At 73.1% G+C, this 19440-nt stretch carries 17 protein-coding genes; 13 read left to right on the top strand and 4 right to left on the bottom strand.

Features of this window, described 5'->3' with window-relative positions; all coding sequences use genetic code 11:
* The first annotated feature begins 324 nt into the window (after window positions 1-324).
* Together sucC and sucD are read left to right on the top strand one after the other, a co-directional pair.
* Window positions 325-1503, top strand: coding sequence for an ADP-forming succinate--CoA ligase subunit beta (gene sucC, locus ACIQUQ_RS12165; protein WP_399946249.1), 1179 nt, complete (start codon window positions 325-327; stop codon window positions 1501-1503).
* Between the two features lie 21 nt (window positions 1504-1524).
* Window positions 1525-2412 carry a succinate--CoA ligase subunit alpha gene (gene sucD, locus ACIQUQ_RS12160; RefSeq protein WP_399946252.1) on the top strand — a complete coding sequence of 296 codons (888 nt, stop codon included), beginning with the start codon at window positions 1525-1527 and terminating at the stop codon, window positions 2410-2412.
* Window positions 2413-2570: 158 nt separating this feature from the next.
* Here the strand turns inward: sucD and ACIQUQ_RS12155 are convergent, their stop codons facing one another.
* Window positions 2571-4328, bottom strand: coding sequence for a helix-turn-helix domain-containing protein (locus ACIQUQ_RS12155; protein WP_403974310.1), 1758 nt, complete (start codon window positions 4326-4328; stop codon window positions 2571-2573).
* Between the two features lie 125 nt (window positions 4329-4453).
* On the opposite strand from ACIQUQ_RS12155, the gene ACIQUQ_RS12150 reads away from it, so the two are divergent.
* On the top strand, window positions 4454-6166 hold the full coding sequence (locus ACIQUQ_RS12150) for a DUF6350 family protein (protein WP_403974536.1): 1713 nt from the start codon (window positions 4454-4456) through the stop codon (window positions 6164-6166).
* Window positions 6167-6395: 229 nt separating this feature from the next.
* Here the strand turns inward: ACIQUQ_RS12150 and ACIQUQ_RS12145 are convergent, their stop codons facing one another.
* Window positions 6396-6965, bottom strand: a complete 570-nt coding sequence (locus tag ACIQUQ_RS12145; RefSeq protein ID WP_403974307.1) for a hypothetical protein — start codon at window positions 6963-6965, stop codon at window positions 6396-6398.
* Window positions 6966-7170: 205 nt separating this feature from the next.
* On the opposite strand from ACIQUQ_RS12145, the gene purN reads away from it, so the two are divergent.
* Window positions 7171-7785, top strand: coding sequence for a phosphoribosylglycinamide formyltransferase (gene purN / locus ACIQUQ_RS12140; protein ID WP_403974304.1), 615 nt, complete (start codon window positions 7171-7173; stop codon window positions 7783-7785).
* Window positions 7782-9350, top strand: a complete 1569-nt coding sequence (gene purH / locus ACIQUQ_RS12135; RefSeq protein ID WP_403974301.1) for a bifunctional phosphoribosylaminoimidazolecarboxamide formyltransferase/IMP cyclohydrolase — start codon at window positions 7782-7784, stop codon at window positions 9348-9350. Before purN ends, purH begins: the two co-directional genes overlap by 4 nt.
* Before the next feature lie 83 nt (window positions 9351-9433).
* Here the strand turns inward: purH and ACIQUQ_RS12130 are convergent, their stop codons facing one another.
* Entirely contained in the window at window positions 9434-10171 is a 738-nt protein-coding gene (locus ACIQUQ_RS12130; RefSeq protein ID WP_403974298.1) for an RDD family protein, read from the bottom strand.
* 247 nt (window positions 10172-10418) lie between these two features.
* Between ACIQUQ_RS12130 and ACIQUQ_RS12125 the strand changes: the two genes are divergently transcribed.
* The 6 genes from ACIQUQ_RS12125 to ACIQUQ_RS12100 all read left to right on the top strand — a co-directional run bounded on the left by ACIQUQ_RS12125 (window position 10419) and on the right by ACIQUQ_RS12100 (window position 16722).
* On the top strand, window positions 10419-11327 hold the full coding sequence (locus ACIQUQ_RS12125; protein ID WP_399946268.1) for a bifunctional methylenetetrahydrofolate dehydrogenase/methenyltetrahydrofolate cyclohydrolase: 909 nt from the start codon (window positions 10419-10421) through the stop codon (window positions 11325-11327).
* Window positions 11317-11745 carry a DUF3017 domain-containing protein gene (locus tag ACIQUQ_RS12120; protein ID WP_403974295.1) on the top strand — a complete coding sequence of 143 codons (429 nt, stop codon included), beginning with the start codon at window positions 11317-11319 and terminating at the stop codon, window positions 11743-11745. Before ACIQUQ_RS12125 ends, ACIQUQ_RS12120 begins: the two co-directional genes overlap by 11 nt.
* 206 nt (window positions 11746-11951) lie before the next feature.
* Window positions 11952-12941: a malate dehydrogenase gene (locus ACIQUQ_RS12115; RefSeq protein WP_399946274.1), complete on the top strand. Its 990-nt coding sequence runs from the start codon at window positions 11952-11954 to the stop codon at window positions 12939-12941.
* A 123-nt stretch (window positions 12942-13064) separates the two neighbouring features.
* Window positions 13065-14849: a hypothetical protein gene (locus ACIQUQ_RS12110; RefSeq protein ID WP_403974292.1), complete on the top strand. Its 1785-nt coding sequence runs from the start codon at window positions 13065-13067 to the stop codon at window positions 14847-14849.
* Complete coding sequence (locus tag ACIQUQ_RS12105) at window positions 14836-15240, top strand: hypothetical protein (RefSeq protein WP_403974289.1); 405 nt, start codon at window positions 14836-14838, stop codon at window positions 15238-15240. Before ACIQUQ_RS12110 ends, ACIQUQ_RS12105 begins: the two co-directional genes overlap by 14 nt.
* Before the next feature lie 606 nt (window positions 15241-15846).
* Window positions 15847-16722: a serine/arginine repetitive matrix protein 2 gene (locus ACIQUQ_RS12100; RefSeq protein WP_403974286.1), complete on the top strand. Its 876-nt coding sequence runs from the start codon at window positions 15847-15849 to the stop codon at window positions 16720-16722.
* A 115-nt stretch (window positions 16723-16837) separates the two neighbouring features.
* On the opposite strand, the gene ACIQUQ_RS12095 is transcribed toward ACIQUQ_RS12100, so the two are convergent.
* Window positions 16838-17674 (bottom strand): DMT family transporter, encoded by an 837-nt coding sequence (locus ACIQUQ_RS12095; RefSeq protein WP_403974534.1) that lies wholly within the window; start codon window positions 17672-17674, stop codon window positions 16838-16840.
* A 108-nt stretch (window positions 17675-17782) separates the two neighbouring features.
* Here ACIQUQ_RS12095 and ACIQUQ_RS12090 point away from each other — a divergent pair, with 108 nt between their 5' ends.
* Window positions 17783-18091 carry a hypothetical protein gene (locus tag ACIQUQ_RS12090; RefSeq protein WP_403974283.1) on the top strand — a complete coding sequence of 103 codons (309 nt, stop codon included), beginning with the start codon at window positions 17783-17785 and terminating at the stop codon, window positions 18089-18091.
* Between the two features lie 8 nt (window positions 18092-18099).
* Window positions 18100-19308, top strand: a complete 1209-nt coding sequence (locus tag ACIQUQ_RS12085; RefSeq protein WP_403974280.1) for a glutathionylspermidine synthase family protein — start codon at window positions 18100-18102, stop codon at window positions 19306-19308.
* The last annotated feature ends 132 nt before the right edge of the window (window positions 19309-19440 follow it).

Raw genomic sequence — 19440 nt, 5'->3', positions numbered from 1 at the left:
CCGGTCACCGAGCGTGGCCGGGGCGCCCTCCGGACGGCCGACCGGAGGCGGCGTGAGCGCGCGGTACGGCCTACCGTAAATGGTGAGATCACACGAAGTCGCAGCTCAGATGTGAGGCGATCTGTGAGGCGAATCACCGCTCTGTTGTGACATGCGATTTAGGGACCTGTGTCCCACGGGGATAACCTGCCGGACGGACATGCCGCGTCCACGGTCACCGTGTGCGCTTCCCTTGTGACAGCGCCGTCACGTTGCCCTTCGCGGCACGCCCACGCAGACAACCGCGATCACTGCGAAATCTTTGAAGACAAGGGACGGACGCGCGTGGACCTGTTCGAGTACCAGGCGAGGGACCTCTTCGCCAAGCACGGTGTACCGGTGCTGGCCGGTGAAGTCATCGACACGCCTGAGGCGGCGCGCGAGGCGACCGAGCGACTGGGCGGCAAGTCGGTCGTCAAGGCGCAGGTGAAGGTCGGCGGCCGCGGCAAGGCCGGTGGCGTCAAGCTGGCCGCCACCCCGGACGAGGCCGTCGCCCGTGCGACGGACATCCTGGGCATGGACATCAAGGGCCACACGGTCCACAAGGTGATGATCGCGGAGACCGCTCCGGAGATCCTCGAGGAGTACTACGTCTCCTACCTGCTCGACCGTACCAACCGCACCTTCCTGGCCATGGCCTCGGTCGCGGGTGGCATGGACATCGAGGAGGTCGCCGCGACGACCCCCGAGAAGCTCGCCAAGGTCCCGGTCGACGCCAACGAGGGCGTCTCCATCGAGAAGGCCCGCGAGATCGTCGCCCAGGGGCAGTTCCCGGCCGAGGTCGCCGAGAAGGTCGCCGAGGTCCTCGTGACCCTGTGGAAGACCTTCGTCGCCGAGGACGCGCTCCTCGTCGAGGTCAACCCGCTGGCCAAGGTCGCCTCCGGTGACGTCATCGCCCTCGACGGCAAGGTCTCGCTCGACGAGAACGCCGAGTTCCGTCAGCCGTCCCACGAGGAGCTCGTGGACAAGGCCGCCGCGAACCCGCTCGAGGCCGCGGCCAAGGCCAAGGGCCTCAACTACGTCAAGCTCGACGGCGAGGTCGGCATCATCGGCAACGGCGCGGGTCTCGTCATGAGCACCCTCGACGTGGTCGCGTACGCCGGTGAGAACCACGGTGGCGTCAAGCCCGCCAACTTCCTCGACATCGGCGGCGGCGCCTCCGCCGAGGTGATGGCGAACGGTCTCGAGATCATCCTCGGCGACCCGGACGTCAAGTCGGTCTTCGTCAACGTCTTCGGTGGCATCACCGCGTGCGACGAGGTCGCCAACGGCATCGTCCAGGCCCTCGCCCTGCTGGAGAAGAAGGGCGAAGAGGTCACCAAGCCGCTCGTCGTCCGTCTCGACGGCAACAACGCGGAGCTGGGTCGCAAGATCCTGTCGGACGCCAACCACCCGCTGGTCCAGCGCGTGGACACCATGGACGGCGCGGCCGACAAGGCCGCCGAGCTCGCGGCTGCGAAGTAAGGAAGAGGGGAACACAAAGCCATGGCTATCTTCCTCACCAAGGACAGCAAGGTCATCGTCCAGGGCATGACCGGCGCCACCGGCATGAAGCACACCAAGCTCATGCTCGGTGACGGCACCAACATCGTCGGCGGCGTGAACCCGCGCAAGGCCGGCACCTCCGTCGACTTCGACGGCACCGAGGTCCCGGTCTTCGGCTCCGTCGCCGAGGCCATGGAGAAGACCGGCGCCGACGTCTCCGTCCTCTTCGTGCCGCCGGCCTTCGCGAAGGCCGCCGTGGTCGAGGCCATCGACGCCGAGATCCCGCTGGCCGTCGTGATCACCGAGGGCATCGCGGTGCACGACTCCGCCGCCTTCTGGGCGTACGCGAAGGCCAAGGGCAACAAGACCCGCATCGTCGGCCCGAACTGCCCCGGCCTGATCACCCCCGGCCAGTCCAACGCCGGCATCATCCCGGGCGACATCACCAAGCCCGGCAAGATCGGTCTCGTGTCGAAGTCCGGCACGCTGACCTACCAGATGATGTACGAGCTCCGTGACATCGGCTTCACCTCCGCCGTCGGCATCGGTGGCGACCCGGTCATCGGCACCACGCACATCGACGCCCTGGAGGCCTTCGAGGCCGACCCGGAGACCGAGCTGATCGTCATGATCGGTGAGATCGGCGGCGACGCCGAGGAGCGTGCGGCCGACTTCATCAAGGCCAACGTCACCAAGCCGGTCGTCGGTTACGTCGCGGGCTTCACCGCCCCCGAGGGCAAGACCATGGGCCACGCCGGCGCCATCGTCTCCGGTTCCTCCGGCACCGCCCAGGCGAAGAAGGAGGCCCTCGAGGCCGCCGGTGTCAAGGTCGGCAAGACCCCGACGGAGACCGCGAAGCTGGCGCGCGAGATCCTCGCGGGTGCCTGATTCCTGCGGCGCCTGACCGGTGCCGAGGGCTTCTTGATGCCTTGACGTCTTGAGGCAGAGCGCGGCCGCGGCCCGCATCCCTGAACGGGGTGCGGGCCGCGGCCGTTTTCGGTGGCTGTGGCTGTGGCTGTGGCTGTGGCTGTGGCTGTGGCTGGGCGTCAGGTGCTGCTCGGGACCAGGCGTTCCGGGCCCGGGGCCGGTTCCGAGCGCAGCTTCTCGCGCAGTTCCACGTCCTGTTCGGTGAGCTGCTGCGGGCCGCTGTGCGGGGGGACGCCGGAGACGGCCGTGCCGGGTGCCTCCTTGGGCACGTACTCCCTGGGCGCGGTGGCGGTGGTGTACGCGGTGGCCGCCGCGATCACCGCCGTCAGCCCGATGGCGGCGCGCGTCCACCGCCGGGTGCGGTGCTCGCCCGCCGCCCGGACCACCGCCGCCGGCCGGGGCTCCAGCCGTACGGACGGCACGACTGAACCCAGCCTGTGGTGCAGGACCCCCGGTACGGACAGCTCCGGCATCCGCGCGGTGAGCCGGGCGTGCGCGTTGAGCAGCCGCCGCCCCGCGGCCGGCGTACTGGCCTCGGTCTCCGCTGCCGTCTCGGGCAGGTCCAGGCCCACGCCGTCGTACAGCAGCACGGTCCTGCGGTGTACGGGGGTCAGTTCGAGCATCGCGTCCATCAGCGCCCGGTCCGCGGGGGAGGCCGGGGGCTGGTCGGGATGCTTGTGGGCGCGGCGGAACTGGTGCCAGGGGGAGAGCGCGTACTCGTACGCCACCGCGCGCACCCAGCCCACCGGGTCCGGGTCGGTGGCGACCTCGGGCCAGCGTTCCCAGGCCTGTTGGAAGGCCCGTTCGACCGCCTCCTGGGCGAGTGCACGGCGACCGGTGAGCAGGTAGGCCTGCCGGATGAGTGCGCCGGAGCAGTAGGCGTAGAGGGCGTCGAAGGTCTGTTCCGGGCTCAAGGGGGGTGGGGTCGGGGGTGGGGTGGAGGTGGAGGTGGAGGTGGGGTCGAGGTCGGGGTCGGCGTCGGGGTCGGGGGTGAGGGGTGGTTCGGCGAGAGCTGCCTGGTGCTCCTCGATGCCTTCCGCGGTGCCCGCCTCGATGCCCTCCTGGTCGGCCGCCGCGGGGGCCGGGGAGGGAGCCGGGGAGGTGGCGGGTGCGGTTGAGGGGGGCTCAGGTGCTGCCTGCCGGGACGTTTCTGCGGGAGCCGACGTGCCTACCGAGGACCGTTCGCGGGCTGCCGCGAAGGCTGCCGCCAACTGGTCCCTGCGGGGCGGGTTGTGGCGGGCCACCGGCATTGGCGGCTTCGCGGCACGTTTGGCGGCCGGCTTGGGCCGGGTGCTGGGTGAGGCCGGCTTGGCCGGCGGCAGCGGCCTGCCGCGCCCGGCCGGGGGCCCGGGCAGCGGAGGTTCGGGCTGGGCGGGTTCTGGCTGGTCGCGTTCGGACTGGGTGCGTCCGGGCCGGGTGGGTTCTGGCGGAGTGGGTTCGGGGGGCTCGTATTCGAGGCGCGCGGGTGCTGCGTGCGCGGCTTCGGGGTGCGTGGGTTCCGGCTGTCCGGGCTCCGGGTGCCCCGGCCCGGGGTGCCCCGGCTCGGGGTGCCCCGGCTCGGGGTGCCCCGGCTCGGGGTGCCCCGGCTCGGGGTGCCCGGGTTCCGGCCGTGCGGCTTCCGCTCCGGGCGGTGCCGGTTCCGTGTCCGTTGGTTCTTCCGCGAGCGAGCCCAGCCGGGCCAGGAGCTTCGCGTACGCCTCGCGCTTGCGGCCGCGGGGCTCGGTGCGCCCCGTCTCCCACGAGCGGACCGTCGTCGGGGTCACGCCCAGCGCCGCCGCGAGCTCCTCCGGGGTGAGGTCCCCGGACTCGCGCAGCCGCCGCCGCTCCTTGGGGGAGGGCAGGGACAGGTCGGAGGCGGTGTCGACGCTTTGTGTCATGCCGGACTCCCCGGAACGCTCCCTTGGCCGAAAAAGTACATAACCGTATATTGCGAGACACTACGATCATTCGCCTGTTACGCGGCCTCAGCGCGTGTCGTTGGGACCATGTCCGCGTGACCCACGTGTCGTCCGGCCGTCGCCGCCGCTCCCCGGCGGCCGCCGCCTGCGTACTGGGCGGCGCACTCGCCGCCGGCCTGGGCCTGGGTGCCCTGGCCGTCCTCGTCATGGTGCTGTGGATCAGCTCGCCCTACCCCGACAGCGGGCCCGGCGCCGCGCTGCACGTGGCGGCGGGGCTGTGGCTGCTGGCCCACGGCACCGAGCTGATCAGGTACGACACCCTGTCCGGGGTGCCGGCCCCCGTCGGACTCACCCCGCTGCTGCTCGTCGCGCTGCCCGTGTGGCTGGTGCGGCGGGCGGTGCGGATCGCCCTGTACGAGGACGAGGGGGAGGGGGAGGGGGAGGGGCATCCGGAGGGTGCGGACCACCGGGAGGGTGAGCCGGGGGAGGCTGGGGCTGGAGCCGGTGGGGTGAGGGCCGGGCTCGGTGCGGCTGCTGGTGCCGGTGCTGGCGCTGGTGCCGGTCCTGGTCCTGGTGCGCGGGTCGAGCGGTTGTCTTCCGGGGCTGTCTTTTCCGCTGTGGTGTGCGGGTACCTGCTCGTTGCCGCGGCGGCCACGGTGTACGCGGCCGGCGGTCCGATGCCGGCCGACCCGCTGAGTGCGGCCTGGCACGTGCCGATGGTGGTGGTGTTCGCCGCCGCCGCGGGGGTGTGGAGCTCGCGGGGACGCCCGTACGGGCCGCCGCCGGGCTGGCTGCCGAGGGGCGTGCGCCGGCACCTGATGCGCCCCGGTTTCGAGACCGCGCTGCGTTCGGGCGCCGCTGCGACCCTCGTGCTGGCCGGGGGCGGCGCCCTGCTGGTCGGTGCCTCGCTGGTCTGGCACGCGGGGGACGCGCAGCGGTCTTTCCTGGAGCTCACCGGTGTCTGGTCGGGCCGCTTCGCGGTGCTGCTGCTGGCGCTCGCGCTGGTTCCGAACGCCGCTGTCTGGGGGGCCGCGTACGGGCTCGGGCCCGGGTTCGCGCTCGGGACCACCGCGACCGCGACACCCCTGGCCTTCGTGGGCGCGCCCGCGCTGCCCGGCTTCCCGCTGCTGGCCGCGCTGCCGCCGGCGGGTGCCGGGTCCCCGGCCACCTGGGCGGCGCTGGGGGTGCCGGTGGTCGCGGGTGTGGTGCTGGGGTGGTTCGTCGGGCGCGACGCGGACGAGGACACCTGGGGGGAGGCCGCTCTCACCGCCCTCTACGGGGCGCTGGTGTGCGGCGGTGCGCTGGCGGCGCTGGCCGCGGCGGCCGCGGGCTCGCTGGGCTCCGGGCGGCTGGCGGCCCTCGGGCCGGTGTGGTGGGCCGTCGGTGCCGCCGCCGCGGGGTGGACCGCGGTGCTCGGCGTACCCGTGGCGCTGGGGGTACGGGCCTGGCGGCTGCTCCCGGCCGAGCTGGTGGGCGGGGAGGACGAGGACGGGGAGGACGGCACCTGGGACGCGGGCACCTGGCACGACAGCGGGGTGCGGGAGGTCCGGTGGGAGGCCTTGCGGAGGTCGGCGGGGGACTTGATTCCGGAGATCGAGAGCGGGGTTGGGGTCGGGGTTGGGGTTGGGGTTGGCGTGAGGGTGGGGGAGGAAGGGAGGGTGCGGGACGACGCCTTTGCCCTGGAGGAGGCCCTCGAGGAGGTGCGGGCCCGCGTCCTGCCCCCCTTGACGCCGGTCGGCCTCATCGGTACCCGGATCGTCCCGCGCGTACAGCGGGTGCCGGAGGACGAGGAGCCGGTGCCCGGCGGCGCGCCGTAGCCGCGCCGGGCCCGGTGCCGCACCCGGGCGCCCCGCGTCGGCCACCGCCGCGGTGTCGGGTCGTCCGCCTGCCGAGGGTTTCCGGGACGCGCCGGGAGGAACGCCCGGGGGGACGGCGTGAGCCGGGCCGGCAGCCCGTCCGTTGCCCCGTGGTTCCGGGCGCCGGTGCGTCCTTTGGGGTTGGGACGGGTCCGGCGGGGTGCGGGTGCGTGGTGGGTGCCGGGGGTGGCTACTTCTTGACGCCGATCAGGTCGCGGAGCGGGTCCGGGAGGAGGTCGTTGCACTTCAGTTCCGCGGACTTCGTCAGGGCGTCGTCGCGGCAGACGTAGAAGTCCTTGTAGACCAGCTGCATCGCGTACGTGCCCGCCGTGAGGAGGAGGGCCAGCACCGCCGTCAGGAGGCCGCTGACCGCTGCCGTCGTCTGGGGGCGGATCGGGCCCTCAGGTGCGGTGGTGTTGGGGGCCGGCTTGGCGCGGAGCGAGCTGATGCCCCAGTACATGGCGAGGGAGCCCAGGAGGAGGCCCATCGCCGGGATGCCGAACAGGGTGAAGAAGAAGGCCCACATGCCCGAGAGGAGTGCGTAGCGGGCGCGGCGCTGGACCGGGTCCGTGGGGTCCCAGCGGCCCCGCTGCTGGTCGGGGTCGTTGCCGGGGCCCTCGGGGCCGCCGCCCTTGCCGTGGTCCGTCACGCGCCGCGGCTCCCACGGCTGGTCGGGACGTCCCTCCGGCGGCGCCGCGAAGGGGTTGTCTTCGCCCTGGGGCGCGGGCGGCTGGGCGGGGGACTGGCGTGGGTCCGGCATCGGGTGAGTTTCTTCCCCTGGGCGACTGGTCGGGTGAGCGCTGTACGCCAGACGCTACCGCCCGGCCATCCCCCCGTCCCTCGGGGGCCGTCCGGTGTGCCGGTATCGTTGCAGGCGGTCGGTCGCTTCGTATGGTTCCCCGTAAAACGGGGTCTTACGTTTTTGTACGACCGCACAAGACGCACCCCGTGAGAAAGGGCCTGTCATGGCCTCCTCCCGCCTGGTCGTGCTGGTCTCCGGTTCCGGCACCAACCTCCAGGCCCTGCTCGACGCCATCGCCGCCGACCCCGAGGGTTACGGTGCCGAGATCGTGGCCGTCGGGGCCGACCGTCCCGGGATCGCCGGTCTGGAGCGTGCGGAGCGCGCAGGGATCCCCACCTTCGTGTGCCAGGTCAAGGACTACGCGAGCCGCGGGGAGTGGGACGCGGCGCTGGCCGCGGCCACCGCCTCGTACGAGCCGGACCTGGTGGTGTCCGCCGGGTTCATGAAGATCGTGGGGAAGGAGTTCCTCGCGTCGTTCGGCGGGCGGTTCGTCAACACCCACCCCGCCCTGCTGCCGTCCTTCCCCGGCGCGCACGGCGTGCGGGACGCGCTGGCCTACGGGGCGAAGGTCACCGGCTGCACCGTCCACTTCGTGGACGACGGCGTGGACACCGGTCCGATCATCGCCCAGGGTGTGGTCGAGGTCCGGGACGGGGACGACGAAGCCGCTCTCCATGAGCGCATCAAGGAAGTCGAGCGCAGGCTGCTCGTCGATGTCGTGGGGCGTCTGGCCCGCAACGGCTACCGCATCGAGGGACGAAAGGTAACGATCCAGTGACCGCCGAAGGTACGAACAAGCGGCCCATCCGACGCGCGCTCGTCAGCGTCTACGACAAGACCGGGCTGGAAGAGCTGGCCCGCGGGCTGCACGAGGCGGGCGTCACGCTGGTGTCGACCGGTTCGACGGCGTCGAAGATCGCCGCCGCGGGTGTGCCCGTGACCAAGGTCGAGGAGCTGACCGGCTTCCCGGAGTGCCTGGACGGCCGGGTCAAGACCCTGCACCCGCGCGTGCACGCCGGCATCCTGGCCGACCTGCGGCTGGAGAGCCACCGCGAGCAGCTCGGCGAGCTGGGGGTGGAGCCGTTCGACCTGGTGGTCGTCAACCTGTACCCGTTCCGCGAGACCGTGGCCTCGGGTGCGACCCCCGACGAGTGCGTCGAGCAGATCGACATCGGCGGTCCTTCGATGGTGCGCGCCGCCGCCAAGAACCACCCGTCGGTGGCCGTGGTGGTCAGCCCCGAGCGGTACGGCGACGTGCTGGAGGCCGTGCAGGGCGGCGGCTTCGAGCTGGCCGCGCGCAAGCGGCTGGCGGCCGAGGCGTTCCAGCACACCGCCGCGTACGACGTGGCCGTGGCCTCCTGGTTCACGAACGCGTACGCGCCCGAAGAGGGCGCCGTGCTGCCGGAGTTCCTGGCCGGTGCGTGGGAGCGCAAGGCGTCGCTGCGCTACGGCGAGAACCCGCACCAGGGTGCCGCGCTGTACACCGACGGGCAGCCGGGCGGGCTCGCCAACGCCGAGCAGCTGCACGGCAAGGAGATGTCCTTCAACAACTACGTGGACACCGAGGCCGCCCGCCGGGCCGCCTACGACCACGACGGGCCGTGCGTCGCGATCATCAAGCACGCCAACCCGTGCGGCATCGCGGTCGGCGCGGACGTCGCCGAGGCGCACCGCAAGGCGCACGCGTGCGACCCGCTGTCCGCGTTCGGCGGCGTGATCGCCGTCAACCGTCCGGTGACGGTGGAGCTGGCCGAGCAGGTCGCCGAGATCTTCACCGAGGTCATCGCGGCCCCGGCGTACGAGGACGGCGCGCTGGAGGTCCTGGCGAAGAAGAAGAACATCCGCGTGCTGAAGGTCGACGGCGACGGCCGCCCGGTGGGCGACCTCCGTCAGGTCTCCGGCGGCGTGCTGCTCCAGCAGGCCGACGTCTTCCAGGCCGAGGGCGACGACCCGGCGAACTGGACCCTGGCGACCGGCGAGGCGCTCTCGGAGTCCGAGCTCGCCGAGCTGGCCTTCGCCTGGAAGGCCTGCCGCGCGGTGAAGTCGAACGCGATCCTGCTGGCCAAGGACGGCGCCTCGGTCGGCGTCGGCATGGGCCAGGTCAACCGCGTGGACTCCGCGAAGCTCGCGGTCGAGCGGGCGGGCGAGGAGCGCGCGCGGGGCTCGTACGCCGCCTCCGACGCGTTCTTCCCGTTCCCCGACGGTCTGGAGATCCTCACCGAGGCCGGCGTGAAGGCCGTGGTCCAGCCGGGTGGTTCGGTCCGTGACGAGCAGGTCGTCGAGGCCGCGAAGAAGGCCGGGGTGACCATGTACTTCACCGGCACCCGTCACTTCTTCCACTGACGGACCCGGAAGACGGCGAAGGCCGCGTCCCGCACTTGCGGGACGCGGCCTTCGCCTTTACGCGGTGTGTACGCGCGGAATGGTTACTTCGTCTTGACGACGAGGGTGCCCGCGGCGCGGTCGTGCCAGCCCTGGAGCTTGCCCGAGTTGTCGAAGAACGGCGACAGGTAGACGAGCACGGCGCCGATGTAGCAGAGGAAGGCACCGACGATCGGGATGATCCAGCGGATGAAGCCGCCGCCCAGGCCGGGGGCCTGACCGGTGTTCTCCTTGACGACCTTCAGGCCCAGGGCCATCTTGCCGAGGGTGGCGCCGACGAAGGCGATCATCAGCCACTCGTAGAGCAGGGTGATGAGGAAGAACAGCAGCATGACGCCCAGGAACGTCATGACGATGCCGCCCGCGGCCGCGGAGGCCTCGTTGACGCAGTCCGAGTAGGCCTGCGACAGCGGGTCGTAGCCCGAGCAGTCGTCGATGGTCTTCGAGGCGCCGAAGACGCCCGCGAGGCCGATCGCGCTGAAGACGGCGTACAGGATGCCGATGGCGACGCCGTCGATCAGACGGGCGCCGAGGCGGCGGCCCATGGTCGCCACCTGGACGGTGCCCAGGCCCGCGACGTTGATGTAGCCGTTGTTGGCCTGGAGGGTGCCGGGGGCCTGCGGAGGCACGGCGCCGTAGGCGGGCTGGCCCTGCTGCGGGTAGCCGTAGCCACCCTGCGGCGGGACACCCTGGGGGGCCTGCTGCGGGTAGCCGTAGCCGGGCTGGCCCTGGGGCTGCTGGGGCTGCTGCCCGTACGGGTTGTTCGGGTCGCCGAAGCTCATCTTGCGAGTTCCTCCGTTGGGAAGTGCGGGGACGCAAGGCCGCGCGAGGAGGAATCTAACGATCTGAGCGGTCGGCCCCCCCGGCACTGCCCGCGGCACTACTATCCGGCCATCGTGGTCGGAGCGGCTCGCTCTTGTCCAGTCGGTTGCACGTCCCGTTGTGCAAGTGCAACCTCCCTTCACACCACCCACATCGCGTGTGCGGGCGGAAGTGGAACCGGGCGACTCCATCCGGGAGGATGGGGTCATGACTGCCCAGATTCTCGATGGCAAGGCCACCGCAGCCGCTGTCAAGTCCGAACTGACCGCCCGCGTGGCGGCTCTCAAGGCCGGCGGAATCACCCCCGGCCTGGGAACGCTGCTGGTCGGCGACGACCCGGGCAGCCGCTGGTACGTCAACGGAAAGCACCGGGACTGTGCCGAGGTCGGCATCGCGTCGATCCAGCGCGAACTGCCCGACACCGCCACGCAGGAGGACATCGAAGCGGTCGTACGTGAACTCAACGCGAACCCCGAGTGCACGGGCTACATCGTCCAACTCCCGCTCCCCAAGGGCATCGACACCAACCGCGTGCTGGAGCTGATGGACCCGGCGAAGGACGCCGACGGGCTCCACCCGACCAACCTCGGCCGCCTCGTCCTCAACGAGCCGGGCCCGCTGCCCTGCACCCCCTACGGGATCGTGCACCTGCTCCGCCACCACGGCGTCGAGCTGAACGGTGCGCACGTGGCGGTCGTCGGCCGCGGCGTCACGGTCGGCCGCTCCATCGGCCTGCTGCTCACCCGCAAGTCCGAGAACGCGACCGTGACCCTGTGCCACACCGGTACGCGCGACCTGTCCGCGCAGCTGCGCCAGGCCGACGTCATCGTCGCCGCGGCCGGGGTCCCGCACCTGGTCAAGCCCGAGGACGTGAAGCCGGGCGCGGCCGTGCTGGACGTCGGCGTCAGCCGTGACGAGAACGGCAAGATCGTCGGCGACGTCCACCCGGGCGTCGCGGAAGTGGCCGGCTGGCTCTCCCCGAACCCGGGCGGCGTCGGCCCCATGACGCGGGCCCAGCTGCTGGTGAACGTGGTCGAGGCGGCCGAGCGGTCGGCGCGCGACGACGAAGCGGAGGCGGCCGAACAGGCGGAGCGGGACGAGCACCGTGCTGGCTGAGCGCAAGGACCCGGGGGAGCGGCAGGGGCAGCAGGCCTCCCGCCGGTTCCCCCAGGTCACGCGCGACACCGCCCGGCCCGAGGGCGGTGGCCGCGCCGCGCCCGGCGACGCTCCCGCCCCCGCACGGCAGTGGCCGATGCTCAGCGTGCTCGGTGCCACCGCGGTCGGGCTGCTGCTCACCGCGCTGGACTACTTCCGGGCGGGCTGCCTGATCATCGGCGTGGCGCTCATCGTGGCCGCCGTGCTGCGGCGGGTGCTGCCCTCGGTGGGCATGCTGGCCGTCCGCTCCCGGTTCACCGACATGGTCACGTACGGGGTGCTCGGCACGGCGATCGTGCTGCTCGCGCTGGTCGTGGAACCGAAGCCGCTGCTGGAGGCGCCGTTCCTCGAGGACGCGGTCCGGTTCACGGTGCGTTGATCTTCTGATCGACGGCGGAACGTACGCCATTCCTTCGAACCCCCGACTCGTGTGCGACGGACCACACGGGGTCGGGGGTTGGACCTGTCCCGGGTCGGATAGCCTGACCCGCGGATGTCTCTTCACGTCAAGATTCACAGGGAAGCGGCGTCCTCCAGCACATGGGGCCAGGAGGCTCCACCGCCAGCTGTCTAACGGAGAAGGCCATGACCCGCACTCCCGTGAATGTCACCGTCACCGGCGCCGCCGGCCAGATCGGCTACGCGCTGCTCTTCCGCATCGCCTCCGGTCACCTGCTCGGCGCGGACGTGCCGGTCAACCTGCGCCTCCTGGAGATCCCGCAGGGCCTGAAGGCCGCCGAGGGCACCGCCATGGAGCTCGACGACTGCGCCTTCCCGCTGCTGCGCGGCATCGAGATCACCGACGACGCCAACAAGGCGTTCGACGGCGCCAACGTCGCCCTCCTGGTCGGCGCCCGCCCGCGTACGGCCGGCATGGAGCGCGGTGACCTGCTCTCCGCCAACGGCGGCATCTTCAAGCCGCAGGGCAAGGCCATCAACGACCACGCCGCGGACGACATCAAGGTCCTCGTCGTCGGCAACCCGGCCAACACCAACGCCCTGATCGCTCAGGCCGCCGCGCCGGACGTACCGCGCGAGCGCTTCACCGCGATGACCCGCCTGGACCACAACCGCGCGATCTCGCAGCTGGCCGCCAAGACCGGTGCCGCCGTCTCCGACATCAAGCGCCTGACCATCTGGGGCAACCACTCGGCCACCCAGTACCCGGACATCTTCCACGCGGAGATCGCCGGCAAGAACGCCGCCGAGGTCGTCAACGACGAGCAGTGGCTGGCCGACACCTTCATCCCGACCGTCGCCAAGCGCGGCGCGGCCATCATCGAGGCCCGTGGCGCCTCCTCGGCCGCCTCCGCCGCCAACGCCGCGATCGACCACGTCCACACCTGGGTCAACGGCACCGCCGAGGGCGACTGGACCTCCATGGGCATCCCGTCGGACGGCTCCTACGGCGTCCCGGAGGGCCTGATCTCCTCCTTCCCCGTCACCTGCAAGGACGGCAAGTACGAGATCGTCCAGGGCCTGGACATCAACGAGTTCTCCCGCACCCGCATCGACGCCTCGGTGCAGGAGCTCTCCGAGGAGCGCGACGCGGTCCGCGAGCTCGGCCTGCTCTGACCCGGCACGCGGCGCGCTGACGCGCCGTGAACCGAACCACCGAACGCCCCGGCAAACCCTGCCGGGGCGTTTTGGCGCGTTTGGCGCTGTCACCGCCCGCAGGGCCGGTCCTAGGGTGCGCGGATGACCCAGTCGGCCCACTTACCGCCCCAGCCGCCCCGCCCCCCGGACCCGCTGCTGCTCGGCAAACCGCCGGTCGCGCCGGCCGCCAGCGAGGCCGGCCGCCTCATGTGCGCGGGCGTCTACCTCGACCCCGCCTTCCGGGACCAGGTCATCGACGAGCTGTACGTCCACGAGGAGCGCCTCGTCGCGCCGAGCCACGGCTTCGACGCGGCCCGGGTCCTCGCCCACGCCCTGCGCGCCAGACGGACCGAACTCCGCTACGCGGCGGGGGTCGTCGCGGTCTGGCTGCTGGCCTGGAAGCTCACCGGCGGGTTGTTCCTCGCGTACTTCCTGCTGCCCTGCCTGCTGCTGACGCTGGCGGCCCGGATGAGCCGCGAGAAGAAGAACCCGCCGGTGCGCCTCTTCGGCGGGCTCGTGCGCTGGTACGCGCGGCTGCTGATGGCCGTCGCCCTCTTCAGCCTCGGCGCCAACCTGTACGTCGGCACGCACTACGAGCGGTACGACAACGCGCTCATCGAGTTCGTCTTCGAGAAGGGCCGCATGATCGACCTGGAGCAGCTCGTGCTCCCGGACGGCTGGCAGTACTGGTACACCGACTACGACGGCGGCTTCCTGGAGAACGCGTGGGGCGTCGCGCTCTTCTTCCTGCTGCTGGCCGCGCTCACGGGGCTCCAGCGCGGACAGTTCTCCCGGATGATGGCCGGCGAGCTGTCCCCGCGGCGCTACCCCGACGTACGCTCCGACCCCGCCGACGGCCAGGCGGGCGTACGCTTCCGCCGCATCCAGCGGCTGATCCGCGCGGAGCAGCACTCGCCCCTGGTCATGTACGACACGGCGGCGCCCTTCCGCGGCGCCGGCTGGCCCTGGGACGTCTGGCACCTGTCGGTCGAACTCAGGCCGCGCACCGACCTCGGCACCCGCAAGCCGGAGCTGCTCGACAACCAGGAGCTGCTCGGCCGGATCGTGAAGCTGGTCGAAGCACTCCGGGTGCCCTCGCCGCGCCGGGACCCGGCGGTCGCCGCGGCCGTCCTCGACCGGCTGCGGGAGCTGGTGGTCGACGAGTGCGTGTTCCTGCCGGCCGCCGGGCTGCCGACGCGCGACGCGGCGCCGACCCGGCAGGGCGACTTCGAGCTCCACCGGGCCGGGTCGGTGGAGGAGGGCGGCGAGAAGCGGCGCCACTTCCTGCGCATCCGGGTGGGCGGCTGGGACGAGGACATGGTCGTCACCGTGTACGTACGGGTGCACACCCAGGGCGGCATGCTGATGCTGGAGTTCGCCCCGCACGTGCTGCCGCCGGTGCGCGACGCCTTCCAGAGGGCCGACGACATCGCGCAGCGCTACCGGAACAACAACCGCTTCGGGAAGCTGGTCTGGGCGCTGTCCCACGCCCCGCGCTCGCTGACCGCGGCCCTCGCCACGCTCGGCCGCGGGGTGGTGAGCCTCTGGCGGGTGCTGACCGCGGGGCACGGCGGGGCCCGCCCGGCGGGGCCCGAACGGGCCGTCCGGGAGCTGGCCACGGACTTCAGGCTGTCGCTCTTCCAGCGGATGGACCACGACCGGTACCGCAAGACCATCCAGGACCGGGTGACGGAGGGGGTGAAACTGGCGCTGTACGAAGCGGGTTGGCAGACGGGCGAGTTCGAGCAGAAGATCATCAACCTGAGCGCGGGCTCGACGTACGTCGACTCGGTCAGCCACAGCGCGGTCAACTTCGGGGAGAAGGGCGCCGCGAGCAACACCAACACCGCGAGCGGAGCCAAGGGGGCCAAGGGTGCCGGCAGGTAACGGGGAACACGGGGCGGATCCCGGGGCGGAGCCCGCGGGCCCGGTCCGGATCGGCCGGATCGAGGGCAGCGCGGTCAACTTCGGCGCGGGCGGTACGGCGAACAACACCAACGTCTTCCACGGCGCCCCGCGCGACGCGGCCCAGGAGGAGCTGCTGCGGGCGGTCCGGGAGCTGCGGGCCGACCTCGCGCGGGTGCGGCGCACCGGGCCCACGGAGGTGCTGGAGGCCGAACTGGTCGGCGCGGAGGACGAGTACGAGGCCTCCGGCGAGGTGACGCGGGGCCGGCTGACCCGGCTCCGCGACGCGCTCGCCGACTCCGGGCCGGTCCTGGAGCTGCTGGCCTCCGGCGGCGCCCTGGCCGCGGCCGTCGCGCAGCTGCTGGGGGGCTGAGGCGTGCCGGAAAGCGGTCCCCGCTGGAACCCCCAGACCCAGAGCTGGGAATTCGGCCCGCCGGAGGAGCCGGCCCGCGGCGCGGCGCGTGACGAGGACCGGGCGCCGACGCCGCCCGCCCCGGCCACGCCCGCACCGCCGCCCGCGCCCGGCCCCGCCGCGCCGCCGGCTCCGGGGGTGGTGCCGTGGCCGGCCGCGCCGCCGGCCCAGGGCGCCGCCCCGGGCCCCGGGGCGTCCGCCGGCGATGCCCCGGGCCCCAGTGGGGCGTTGGGCGCTGATCAGGCTTCGGCCCCCACCCAGGGCCCGGCCCCCGCCGAGGGCAGTGGCCGTGCCTCCGGGCAGGGGCACGCGTCCGGGCAGGGGCACGCGTCCGGGCAGGCAGGGGCCCCGGGCCAGGCTTCGGGCTCCGGCGACGCGCCGGGCTCGGTCCACGCGCCGGGCGGCCGGCCGGACTCTGCGGCGGGTCGGACATCCGGCACCGGGCCCGGTGCCGGTCGGGCTTCCGCCCACGGCGAGCTGCCGGGCTCCGGTCAGGCGCACGGCGGGTGGCCGGGGTCCGGCGCCGGGCGGGAGTCGGCGCCCGGTGGGGGTGCCGGGTTCGGGCCGGTGGTCGGGGGCGGGCCCGCGTACGACCCGCTCGGCGGGGCCGCTGCGGTGGCCGACGCCGAGACGCGGGCGGCCGGGGCATGGCCCGGACACCCCGGTGCCGGCACCCTGCCCGCGCTGCCGCCGCACCCGTCCGTGCCGCCCCAGTACGGGCCCGTCGGCGGGCCCTTCGTACCGCCCCCGCCTCCGCCCCCGCCTCCGCCGCCGCCCCGGCCCGCCGGCCAGGGCTGGCTGACCCCGCTGACCGCCGGTGTCGCGGTGGCGGCCCTCGCGGCCGGGGCGGCGGTCGTGTGGTTCGTACAGCGCGGCGACGAAACGCCCGCCCCGCGCCCCAGCGCCACCCTCTCCTCCCCGTCCGTCAGCCCGACGGACGACGCGGGGGAGGCTTCTCCGACGCCTTCCGACCCGCCGTCGGACCAGGCTTCGCCCTCTCCCTCGCCCTCCGCCCCGGCGGGCTACCGCGTGGTGGACGACCCGGCCGGCTTCCGCATCGCCGTCCCCGAGGGCTGGCAGCGCGAGGAGCTGAAGGCCGGTGTCTTCTACCGGTCCGCCGACCGGACCTCCCTCGTGCAGGTGTTCCGCGTGAACGAGCCCGGCATGACCCCGCTCGAAGCGGTCCAGGGCGCCTCCGAACAGCTCTCCGCCAACCCGGGCTTCACGCAGGTCGAGATCGGCGACCGCGGCGACGGCTCGGCCGAGCTGGTCTACGAGTACGACAGTGCGGAGACCGGCAGCCGCCGGCGCGGCGTCGAGCGGGTCCTGACCACCCCGGACGGGCGGATGTACGCCGTCCTGGTCGCGGCCCCCGCGAGCGAGTGGCCGGTGCACCGCGAGGTCCAGGCGGCCGCCCTGAAGGACTTCGCCCCGACCTCCTGACGACCGGCCGGAGTGCGGGGTGCGGACCCGGCCCGCCCCCGCACCCCGGGCCCGCCTTCCGGGTGACCAGGCGTCAGGCGGTGGGGTGTCCCGCGCGCGGCCGTCCCGCGAACCCTCACCCCGCCCCCGCCGGCTCCGGTTCCGGTTCCGGGGGTTCGCCGAAGCGGGCCAGGGCCAGGGCGCCCGAGACGGCGACCGCGAAGCCCAGTACGGCCAGCCAGGCCAGGCCCTCACGCGGCTCGTCGCCGAGGCAGACCACGCCCACCACCGACGGTCCGATGGTCTCGCCCAGCACCAGCCCTGCCGTCGCGGTGGTGACCGAACCGCGCTGGAGGGCCGAGGTCAGCAGCAGGAAGCCCGCCGCCCCGCCCAGCAGCAGGGCGTACAGGGCAGGGCTGGTGAGCGCCGACCACCCGTCGACCAGCCGCACCGCGACCTCGACCACCCCGAAGCCGGTGCCCGAGGCCAGACCCAGTACGAGCGCCCGCGGCCGGTCCGGCAGGCGCCCGGCGGCAGCGCCCAGCACCAGCACCGCCACCGCCGCGGCCAGCAGGGCCCATTCCAGGGCGGGGGTGCCGGGCCGGTCGCCCTCCGGCCCCGAGGACAGGCCCAGCATCGCCAGTCCGGCGCACACCATCCCGACGGCGGCCCACTCGGTCCGCGTCAGCCGCGTGTGCATCAGCCGTGCCGCCACCACCGCCGTGACGGCCAGGCTGGAGGCGAGGGCCGCGCCCACCGCGTAGATGGGGATGGACCGCAGGGCGATGATCTGGAGCACGAAGCCGAGCCCGTCCAGGCCCAGGCCGGCGAGATAGCGCCACTGCCGCAGCACGCGCAGCATCAGCGCCGGATCCACTCCCGAACCCGTCCCCGGCCCGGTGGCACGGGCCGCGACTGCCTGGAGAACCGAGGCCGTGCCGAAGCAGACCGCCGAACCGAGGGCGCAAAGCATCCCAATGAGCACAAAGAGACCTTAGTGCAGCACCTGCGCACCGGCCGGATTCCATCGGTCCCCGGACGGTTCTACCCTGTGGGCGAGACACCCCAGGGGGAGGACAGGATGGACAGCAAGAACAGCCGGCGGATGCGCTCCGGCGCCGTCGTGCTCGGCGGCATGGGCCTGCTCGCGGCGACTCTGGTCGCCTGCGGCTCGGACTCGGACCCGGACCGCCGCTGCGCCGACCGGAAGACGCTCAAGGTGCTGCCCGGCAAGGAGTGCAAGAAGGGCGGCAGCGGCTCGTACTACTACGGCGGCAGCACGAAGAACGGCAAGCTGAGCGGCGGCAGCTTCGACAAGTCCGCGGTCACCCGCGGCGGCATCGGCAAGTCCGGCGGCGGCTCCGGCAAGTCCGGCTCCAGCGGAGGCTGAACCGTACCGTGGAGCGCCACCGCATCACCCCGCGTCCCGACTGGCAGCGGATCGTGGAGGAGCAGGGTCTGATCTACCCGCTCACCCGCCAGCCCGACGGCTCGCTCACGCCCTACTGGGACGAGAGCGCGTACTACTCCTTCACCCTCCCCGAGGTCGAGGCCCTGGAGGAGAGCGTCGAGGAGCTGCACGCCATGTGCCTGCGGGCGGCGGAGTACATCGTCGAGCAGGATCGTTTCGCTGACCTGGGGATCACCGACCCCCGGCTGCGGGACCTGATCGCCGAGTCGTGGCGGCGGCGCGCCGAACTCCCGTCGCTGTACGGACGGTTCGACCTGCGCTACGACGGCACCGGCCCCGCCAGGCTGCTGGAGTACAACGCCGACACCCCCACCTCGCTGGTGGAGGCGGCGAGCCCCCAGTGGTTCTGGATGGAGGACCGCTTCCCGGGCGCCGACCAGTGGAACTCGCTGCACGAGCGGCTGGTCGACGCCTGGCGGCGGCAGGCCGAGCTGCTCCCGCCCGGGCCGGTGCACTTCGCGCACTCCGAGACCGACGAGCTCGGCGAGGACCTGATGACGGTCGCGTACCTGCGCGAGACCGCCCAGCAGGCCGGGCTGGTCACCAAGGCCCTCTCGGTGGAGCGGATCGGCTGGGACCGGCTCAGCGGCCGGTTCGTCGACGAGCAGCTGGCCTTCATCCGCAGCTGCTTCAAGCTCTACCCCTGGGAGTGGCTGGCCACCGACGCCTTCGGCCCCCAGGTGCTGGAGACCCTGGACAACGGCGGCGGCTCGGGCAGCACCTGCTGGATCGAGCCGGCCTGGAAGATGCTGCTGTCCAACAAGGCGCTGCTGGCGGTGCTCTGGGAGCTGTTCCCCGGCCATCCGAACCTGCTGCCGGCCTACCTCGACGGCCCGCGCGAGCTGGCGTCGACGACCGGGTACGTGTCCAAGCCGCTGCTGGGCCGGGAGGGTGCCGGGGTCACCGTGCACGAGCCGGGCGCGGAGCCCTCCCCCGGCCACCGCCGGGAGGGACCCCCACGCGACGACGAGCCCTGCGTCTACCAGGAGCTGGCGGCCCTGCCCGAGTTCGACGGCAACCGCACCGTGCTGGGCGCGTGGGTCGTCGAGGACGAGGCGGCCGGGCTCGGCATCCGGGAGTCCGCGGGGCTGGTGACGGACGAGTACGCCCGCTTCCTGCCCCACGTCATCCGCTGAACCGGCGCGGGGGGGGGGGCCCCCCGGCCCCCCCCCCCCGCCCCCCCGCCCCCCCCGCCGCGGGCCCCCCCCCCCCCCCCCGCCCCCCCCCCCCCCCCCCCCCCCGCGCGGCGGGGGGGCCCCCCCCCGGGG

It is taken from the genome of Streptomyces sp. NPDC101118 (assembly GCF_044759445.1).
Lineage (GTDB): Bacteria > Actinomycetota > Actinomycetes > Streptomycetales > Streptomycetaceae > Streptomyces.
The sequence above is the reverse complement of the archived record's forward strand: the minus strand, read 5'-3'. Positions and strand labels throughout refer to the sequence as shown.

Bases quoted from the DNA above. Each gene is read 5' to 3' on its own strand.
- ACIQUQ_RS12090 (WP_403974283.1), top strand. From the start codon at position 17,783: ATGGACAGCAAGAACAGCCGGCGGATGCGCTCCGGCGCCGTCGTGCTC.
- ACIQUQ_RS12115 (WP_399946274.1), top strand. From the start codon at position 11,952: ATGACCCGCACTCCCGTGAATGTCACCGTCACCGGCGCCGCCGGCCAG.
- ACIQUQ_RS12110 (WP_403974292.1), top strand. From the start codon at position 13,065: ATGACCCAGTCGGCCCACTTACCGCCCCAGCCGCCCCGCCCCCCGGAC.
- sucD (WP_399946252.1), top strand. From the start codon at position 1,525: ATGGCTATCTTCCTCACCAAGGACAGCAAGGTCATCGTCCAGGGCATG.
- purN (WP_403974304.1), top strand. From the start codon at position 7,171: ATGGCCTCCTCCCGCCTGGTCGTGCTGGTCTCCGGTTCCGGCACCAAC.
- ACIQUQ_RS12095 (WP_403974534.1), bottom strand. From the start codon at position 17,674: ATGCTTTGCGCCCTCGGTTCGGCGGTCTGCTTCGGCACGGCCTCGGTT.
- ACIQUQ_RS12145 (WP_403974307.1), bottom strand. From the start codon at position 6,965: ATGCCGGACCCACGCCAGTCCCCCGCCCAGCCGCCCGCGCCCCAGGGC.
- ACIQUQ_RS12155 (WP_403974310.1), bottom strand. From the start codon at position 4,328: ATGACACAAAGCGTCGACACCGCCTCCGACCTGTCCCTGCCCTCCCCC.
- ACIQUQ_RS12125 (WP_399946268.1), top strand. From the start codon at position 10,419: ATGACTGCCCAGATTCTCGATGGCAAGGCCACCGCAGCCGCTGTCAAG.
- ACIQUQ_RS12130 (WP_403974298.1), bottom strand. From the start codon at position 10,171: ATGAGCTTCGGCGACCCGAACAACCCGTACGGGCAGCAGCCCCAGCAG.